We start from the raw sequence: 362 nt of genomic DNA, 5'->3' as shown, positions 1-362 counted from the left end.
TCACGGTGCTCGTCGCGGGCGAGCGCAACGCCGTCACGAATGTGGTCGTGGACGCGCAAGAAAAGACCGTCACGCTGACGCTGACCAGACCGGTGACCGCTGGCCAGACGACGACCGTCGCGTACAGCGACAGCACGCCCGGCGACACCAGCGGCATACAGGACGTGGCCAACAACCGCCTGGGCAGCTTCCAGGCGACGACCGTCAGCGTATCCGACACCAGCGCCCCGGTGCTCATCACCGAGGGAGCCAAAGCGCCAAAGGTCAACGCAAGCACACTGGTGCTCAGCTTCGAGGACGCAGGCAACCTGAACGCGGACGCGAGCCGCAAGCCAGCGAGCGAAGACTTCACGGTGCTCGTC

The 362-nt window shown here is 66.0% G+C and carries 1 protein-coding gene; it reads left to right on the top strand.

Going from position 1 to position 362, the window contains the following annotated elements; translation table 11 throughout:
* Window positions 1–362 (top strand): SwmB domain-containing protein (locus VTU_RS33020; protein WP_010107389.1); only part of this gene is annotated, 362 nt, incomplete at both ends.

The organism is Verminephrobacter aporrectodeae subsp. tuberculatae At4 (genome assembly GCF_000193225.1).
GTDB classification, from domain to species: Bacteria; Pseudomonadota; Gammaproteobacteria; order Burkholderiales; family Burkholderiaceae_C; genus Acidovorax; species Acidovorax aporrectodeae.
The sequence above is the reverse complement of the archived record's forward strand: the minus strand, read 5'-3'. Positions and strand labels throughout refer to the sequence as shown.